This window comes from Methylobacterium sp. J-048, from assembly GCF_022829515.1.
Taxonomy (GTDB): domain Bacteria; phylum Pseudomonadota; class Alphaproteobacteria; order Rhizobiales; family Beijerinckiaceae; genus Methylobacterium.
This window is the reverse complement of sequence record NZ_JAKSYL010000157.1, coordinates 121,416-127,595: the sequence shown is the minus strand read 5'-3', so window position 1 is coordinate 127,595 and position 6,180 is coordinate 121,416. Positions and strand designations below refer to the sequence as shown.

At 68.3% G+C, this 6,180-nt stretch carries 8 protein-coding genes; 5 read left to right on the top strand and 3 right to left on the bottom strand.

Annotation, left to right across the window (positions count from 1 at the left end; all coding sequences use genetic code 11):
• Positions 1-522: 522 nt before the first annotated feature.
• On the bottom strand, positions 523-753 hold the full coding sequence (locus MKL09_RS16145; RefSeq protein WP_244021713.1) for a hypothetical protein: 231 nt from the start codon (positions 751-753) through the stop codon (positions 523-525).
• A gap of 202 nt (positions 754-955) precedes the next feature.
• Between MKL09_RS16145 and MKL09_RS16140 the strand changes: the two genes are divergently transcribed.
• The 4 genes from MKL09_RS16140 to MKL09_RS16125 all read left to right on the top strand — a co-directional run bounded on the left by MKL09_RS16140 (position 956) and on the right by MKL09_RS16125 (position 3,664).
• Positions 956-1,645 carry an autoinducer binding domain-containing protein gene (locus MKL09_RS16140; protein WP_244021711.1) on the top strand — a complete coding sequence of 230 codons (690 nt, stop codon included), beginning with the start codon at positions 956-958 and terminating at the stop codon, positions 1,643-1,645.
• A gap of 152 nt (positions 1,646-1,797) precedes the next feature.
• Positions 1,798-2,421: an acyl-homoserine-lactone synthase gene (locus tag MKL09_RS16135; RefSeq protein WP_244021709.1), complete on the top strand. Its 624-nt coding sequence runs from the start codon at positions 1,798-1,800 to the stop codon at positions 2,419-2,421.
• 14 nt (positions 2,422-2,435) lie between these two features.
• Complete coding sequence (locus MKL09_RS16130) at positions 2,436-2,603, top strand: hypothetical protein (RefSeq protein WP_244021707.1); 168 nt, start codon at positions 2,436-2,438, stop codon at positions 2,601-2,603.
• Between the two features lie 122 nt (positions 2,604-2,725).
• Positions 2,726-3,664, top strand: a complete 939-nt coding sequence (locus tag MKL09_RS16125) for a DMT family transporter (protein ID WP_244021705.1) — start codon at positions 2,726-2,728, stop codon at positions 3,662-3,664.
• A 52-nt stretch (positions 3,665-3,716) separates the two neighbouring features.
• Here MKL09_RS16125 and MKL09_RS16120 read toward each other — a convergent pair whose 3' ends face one another.
• Positions 3,717-4,931 carry an NADP-dependent isocitrate dehydrogenase gene (locus MKL09_RS16120; protein WP_244021703.1) on the bottom strand — a complete coding sequence of 405 codons (1,215 nt, stop codon included), beginning with the start codon at positions 4,929-4,931 and terminating at the stop codon, positions 3,717-3,719.
• A 197-nt stretch (positions 4,932-5,128) separates the two neighbouring features.
• Between MKL09_RS16120 and MKL09_RS16115 the strand changes: the two genes are divergently transcribed.
• Positions 5,129-5,902, top strand: a complete 774-nt coding sequence (locus tag MKL09_RS16115; RefSeq protein WP_279605903.1) for an RNA methyltransferase — start codon at positions 5,129-5,131, stop codon at positions 5,900-5,902.
• Here the strand turns inward: MKL09_RS16115 and MKL09_RS16110 are convergent, their stop codons facing one another.
• A complete protein-coding gene (locus MKL09_RS16110; RefSeq protein WP_244021701.1) occupies positions 5,903-6,085 on the bottom strand; it encodes a hypothetical protein in 183 nt (60 codons plus the stop codon).
• Positions 6,086-6,180 lie beyond the last annotated feature (95 nt).

Here is a 6,180-nt window from a genome sequence, read left to right as displayed (position 1 = left end):
ATGCCCCCGCGGCGACCCCTCTCTGGGCGTGACCCTGAGCAACCTGCGGACCCGCCCACTACGAGGCGGAGGTCGGTTCGAAGGCCACGGCGGCGATGCGGGTTCCGGGGGCGTGCTTGGCCTGCCAATCCGGCCGGGCCGTCTTGTCCGGACCGCCAACCCGGCGCACGTGGATCGCTCACTCGGCAAGACCGTCTCACCGAGAAGAGTCCACTCGCCCGGGACCCGTCCTGGCCGGGCCGCTGACGCGTGGGTGCGGGACAGCGCGGCCGTCAAGGCGTCACGAGGAGAAAGGCGGCACCGGCGGGTGACCATGCCCGGGCGATGCCGCAGGTCTCCGCGGGGACCGGATCCCGCGCGTATTTGGCCGACACCTGGTGCCCCGGGGCGTCCCGCGTTCCTCGTGCTGGGTTTCTTGGGCCATGCCCCCGGCGCCGAAGGCGGGTGGGGACGATGACGGTTATCTGCGAGGAACGGCCCGCCCCATCCTGAAAAGTTGCCGGCTACGGGGACGGAGGATGCTCAGCTGTCGTTCGCCATCTCACGGAGCAGCTTCAGCACCGCCCCGCGGCGGCTCGACGACTTGATACTCCGGAACAGGGACGCGACCTCCTCGCACTGCCCGGCACTCGGTCCCGACGGATCGGCCGTCGCCGCCTCGACGCGGAAGAAGTAGGACGGCGGCACATCCAGGGTCTCGGCGATGCGCTCGAGCAGAAAGCGTGTGGTCGGGGATGTCTCATCGTCGATCATTGGCTCGAAGCTCGCATCCGACCGCTCCACAGATTGAGGCTGAAGAGGCCCCGGCGACGGCAGAGATTTCGCCGACAACCTATCGCCGACGCGCGGCAAATGCCATCCTCAGGTTGTGGTGGCCAGCGATTTGTCGCGCTACGTGCAAAAATGCGGGGCGAGCATGCCGCTATCGAGGCATTTCGACAGGACATTCAACATCTTGCGCGATCTCGAACGCGCCGCCGCACCCGACGAGATCGCCCGTCTGCTGGTCGGCGCGTTCAAGGGCTACGGGATTTCGTACGTCATGGCCGGCATCGTGCCGGATCCGAGCCTGCCGCCCCGGCGCCATGCCGGTCACGTCCTCGCCAGTACCATGCCGGAGGAATGGGCCCGCCGTTACGTCACCCGCGGCTATGCCCTGCACGATCCGACGGTCCGACGGCTTTGCACCACCGCCGCCCCGTTCGATTGGAGCGCCGTGCAGCCCGACACGCCGGTGGCCGGCCGCGTGATGAACGAGGCGACCGAGTTCGGCATCCGGGCCGGCCTCACGATCCCGTTCGTGACCCTCGATGGCGACCCGGGCGGCATCAGCTTCTCCGGCGCCGTGATCGAGATCGAGGCGGCCGACCGCATCGCCGTCAATCTGGTGGCGACCTATGCGGTCGGGCAATTGCTCCTGATGAACAGCCGTCCGGTGCCCGGTGAGCCGGTGCGCCTGTCGCCCCGGGAACGTGAGACCCTGCAATGGGCCGCGGAGGGCAAGACCGACGCGGAGATCGGCGTGGTGATGGGCATCACGGCGTCGGGCGTCGATTACCATCTGCGCTCGGCCCGGACGAAGCTCGACACAGTCAACAAGGCGCACACCGTCGCGCAAGCCTTGCGGGCCGGTCTCATAACGTAGGGTTCGACCCGCCCGTTCGGGCCGCCCCCGGCGGATATCGAAATCCACGGTTGCATTTAACGCGCGCGCTACACGCAACCCTACGGTTTTACGTAGTACAAACCGAACCGCGAAGGCGAGACACTCACGGCATACAAACGTGAGGTTGTTTCATGATCCATGTGATCACCCCCGCCAACGCGCATCGCTACGGCGACGCGATGGAGCAGGCTTGGCGCCTGCGGCACGATATCTTCGTCGACGAGAAGGGCTGGAGCGACCTCGCCCGGCCGGACGGACGCGAGATCGACCAGTTCGATACGCCCCACGCGGTGCACTTCCTGGCCATGGAGGGTGAAACCGTCATCGGCTACAGCCGCCTCCTGCCGACGACGCGCCCGCATCTCCTGTCGGACGTCTATCCGGAGCTTTGCGAAGGCGCGCTGCCGGCCGGCCCGCATCTCTGGGAATGGACCCGCCAGGGTGTCGCCCGCTCGCACCGCGCTCGGGGCCGGGTGGTCAATCCGGTCTCGATCGCGCTGCTCACCGGCATCGTCGAGTGGGGCATGGCCCATGGCCTCACCGGCCTGCTGCTGCAGATGCCGACCCTGTACATGATCCACGTCATCCAGCTGCATTTCCGCGCCCAGCCCCTGGGCCTGCCGGTCCTGATCGGCGGCGAGGAGATCATGGCGGCCACCGCAGCCTTCGACCACCGCACGCTGGCGCGGCTCCGCACGGTCCACGGCGATAGCCGGTCCGTCCTCGTGTCCGAGCCGGCCTACCTGGCCGCGTGATGAGAAGCCCCGACATGAACGATGCCCCTCTAGACGCCCTCGCGGCGCAGTGCCTCTCGGTGCGCGACCTCATCGATTCGGTCGGCGATCCGCTGATGCGGGCCGCCATCGACCTGCTGCTGATGGAGGTCGGCCGGGCCCTCGCGGAGACCGCGTCGTCGGACGGCCAAGGCGAGGCCTGATCCGGAAGCGCTTCTGGGTCGGCTCGGAACTCCGGTCTGTCATGCCGTCGCGGCACTTGACCGTCCGGGGAGACGGCGCAAGTTCGGGCGAGTCGATCTCATCAGCGGTACGGCAGCCGACGATGTCTGATGCGCCGCTCGTCGACGCAGCCCCGCGAGGCGAGGCCGGTTCGGGCCGGATCCTCGCCTTCATCGCCATGGCGTTCATCTGGGGTGCCGGCTGGCTCCCCACGAAGCTCGCCATGGAGGTCCTGTCGCCGGTCTTCTTCGCGTGCCTACGCTTCAGCTTCGCGGCGCTGGGGTTTCTCGTGATGGCGCGGCTGCGCGGCTTAACGCTGCGGGTCGAGCGACCGAGGCGCGTCCTGGCGGCCTCGATGCTGATCACCACGGCCTGCTACGCCCTGGTGTTCTGGGGGCTGGCCCAGGCCCCTAGCGGGCTCGCCGCGGTGGTCAACCTCGGGCTGATGCCGATCTTTCTGATCAGCATTGGAGCGGCCTACGGACAGGAGCCGATCACCCCGCGTAGGATCGCCGCCATCGTCCTCGGACTCGCGGGCCTCGCGCTGCTGTTCTCCGGCCACCTCGGCGGTGGCGGGGAGGGCGGGCAGGCCGCCCTCGGCCTCGGGGCGGTGGCCCTCGGCACGCTCGCCTATGCTTGGGGTACCGTGATCAGCCGGCCGCTGGTGCGCGCGACACCGCCGGTCGTGCTGGCCTTCTGGCAATCCGGCCTCGGCACGCTGGGCCTGATCCCGATCTGCCTCGCCGTGGAGGGCTGGGATACGGGCCGCTTCGCTGCCATCGGAGATCCCCGCGTCCTGCAGGGGCTCGCCGTGATGGTCGGCGGCGGATCGCTGATCGCTTTCCCGATCTTCCTGATGCTGCTGCGTGATTGGGGCGCGTTCCGAGCCGGCCTCTACGCCTTCGTCAGCCCGGTGATCGCTGTCCTGCTCGGCTACGCCTTCGCTGCGGAGCGCATCGATACGGCCGAGGCCGTCGGGATGGCGGTGACGCTGGCCGCGACCGCCTTGGCGCTCAGCCGGCCGCGCCGGACCACGACATGAAGACGGCGGACGCCTGGGGGCGCCCGCCGCTGAACCTGATTGGAAGAACGGCTCAGACGCCCATCGCCGCCTTGAGGTTCTGATCGACCTTGTCGAGGAAGCCTGTGGTCGAGAGCCACTTCTGCTCGGGGCCGACGAGGAGCGCGAGGTCCTTGGTCATGTGCCCGGCCTCGACGGTGTCGACACAGACCTTCTCGAGGGTGGCGGAGAACTTCGCCAAGTCGTCATTGCCGTCGAGCTTGGCCCGGTGCGACAGGCCGCGGGTCCAGGCGAAGATCGAGGCGATCGAGTTGGTCGAGGTCTCGCGGCCCTTCTGGTGCTCGCGGTAATGGCGCGTCACGGTGCCGTGGGCGGCCTCGGCCTCGACGGTCTGGCCGTCCGGGGTCATCAGCACCGAGGTCATCAGGCCGAGTGAGCCGAAGCCCTGTGCCGCGGTATCCGACTGCACGTCGCCGTCGTAGTTCTTGCAGGCCCAGACGTAGCCGCCCGACCACTTCAGGCACGAGGCGACCATGTCGTCGATCAGACGGTGCTCGTAGGTGATCCCGAGCGGCTTGAACTTGGCCTCGAACTCTTCCTCGTAGACCTTCTGGAACAGGTCCTTGAACCGGCCATCATAGGCCTTGAGGATGGTGTTCTTGGTCGACAGGTAGACCGGGTACTTGCGGGCCAGCCCGTAGTTCAGCGAGGCGCGGGCGAAGTCGATGATCGACTGGTCGAGGTTGTACATCGACATCGCGACGCCGGCATCCGGGAACTTGAACACCTCCTTCTCGATGACGGTGCCGTCGTCGCCCTCGAACTTGATGGTCAGGCGCCCCTTGCCGGGCACCTTGAAGTCGGTGGCGCGGTACTGGTCGCCGTAGGCGTGGCGGCCGATCACGAAGGGCTGGGTCCAGCCGGGCACGAGCCGCGGGACGTTCTTGCAGATGATCGGCTCGCGGAAGATCACGCCGCCCAGGATGTTGCGGATCGTGCCGTTGGGCGAGCGCCACATCTCCTTGAGGCCGAACTCCTGCACCCGCTGCTCGTCGGGGGTGATGGTGGCGCACTTCACGCCGACGCCGTGGCGCTTGATCGCCTCGGCGGCATCGACCGTGACCTTGTCGCCGGTGGCGTCGCGGTGCTCGACGCCGAGGTCGTAATATTCGAGGTCGACGTCGAGATAGGGGTGGATGAGCTTGTTCTTGATCTCGGCCCAGATGATCCGGGTCATCTCGTCGCCGTCGAGTTCAACGACGGGGTTCGCTACCTTGATCTTCGCCATGGACCGATGCCTTCTCGCGTTGTCCCCGCGCACGGCATGCAAGGGCCGTGCGGTCGCCCGCCCAACCGTCGATTGGGTACGTTTCGCCCCGGCGACATAGCGCGGCCCTTCCGGCAGCGGAAGGCGCGGGCTGTCATCCGGGCGGCATCGTCACCCGGCCCTCGACGGGCGGTCGCCGGCTGTGCCAGAGGGCCGGCATGACGATCCGAGACCCGCACGACGACCCGCCGCCGAAGATCACCGAGGTGCCGCCGGGGATCGCCCCGGTGGTGATCCTGGTGGAGCCGCAGCTCGCCGAGAATATCGGCATGACCGCCCGCGCCATGGCGAATTTCGGCCTGTCGGAGCTGCGGCTGGTCAACCCCAAGAACGGCTGGCCTAAGAAGGGCGTGCGCGAGGCGGCCTCGGGGGCGACCCACGTGCTCGACCGGGCGACGATCCACGGCAGCGTCGCCGAGGCGATCGGCGATCTGCACTACGTGCTCGCCACGACGGCGCGCGAGCGCGGTCAGATGAAGCGGGTTTTTTCCCCCGAGGCGGCCATGGGCGAGGTGGTCGCCCGGGAGGGACAGCGCATCGCGGTGATGTTCGGCCGCGAGCGGGTCGGGCTGACCAACGACGAAGTCTCGCTGGCCGACGCGATCATCACCTTCCCGGTCTCGCCGGACTTCCCATCGCTGAACCTCGCGCAGGCGGTGCTGCTGGTCGGCTATGCCTGGCGCCAGGCCAGCGGCCGGGCGGTGCTGCCGTTCTCGGGCGAACTGCTGTCGCCCCCGGCCAGCCGCGAGGCCCTGATGGCGCTGTTCGGGAGCCTGGAGACGGCGCTGGACGACGCGCGGTTCTATCCGCCGGAGAAGCGCGAGATCATCGCCCGCAACATGCGCGACATGCTCCACCGCATGAGCCTGACCGAGCAGGACGTGCGCACCTTCCGGGGCGCCCTGCGGGTCCTGACGCGAAAGGGGACCTGATCAGGCGCGTTCTTCCATGTCGGGCGGCTTGCCACCGCCGAAGCAGCGTCCCACGGCCTCCCAGAACGCCGCCTGTTCCTCCCGGGTACATTGTGCCACCCGCGCCTCGACCAGGGCCCGGCCGGCCACGGCATCCGCCGTCGCCGCAATTTCGGTTTCGCTCGGGTATCTCGCCTCGTTCATGGCTGCCTCCGTGATCCGAGAAAAAAGCGGGCCGCACCGACACGGTTCCGTTCCGGACCGCAATCGGGCATGGAGGCGCCGCGTGCCTCCGCCAC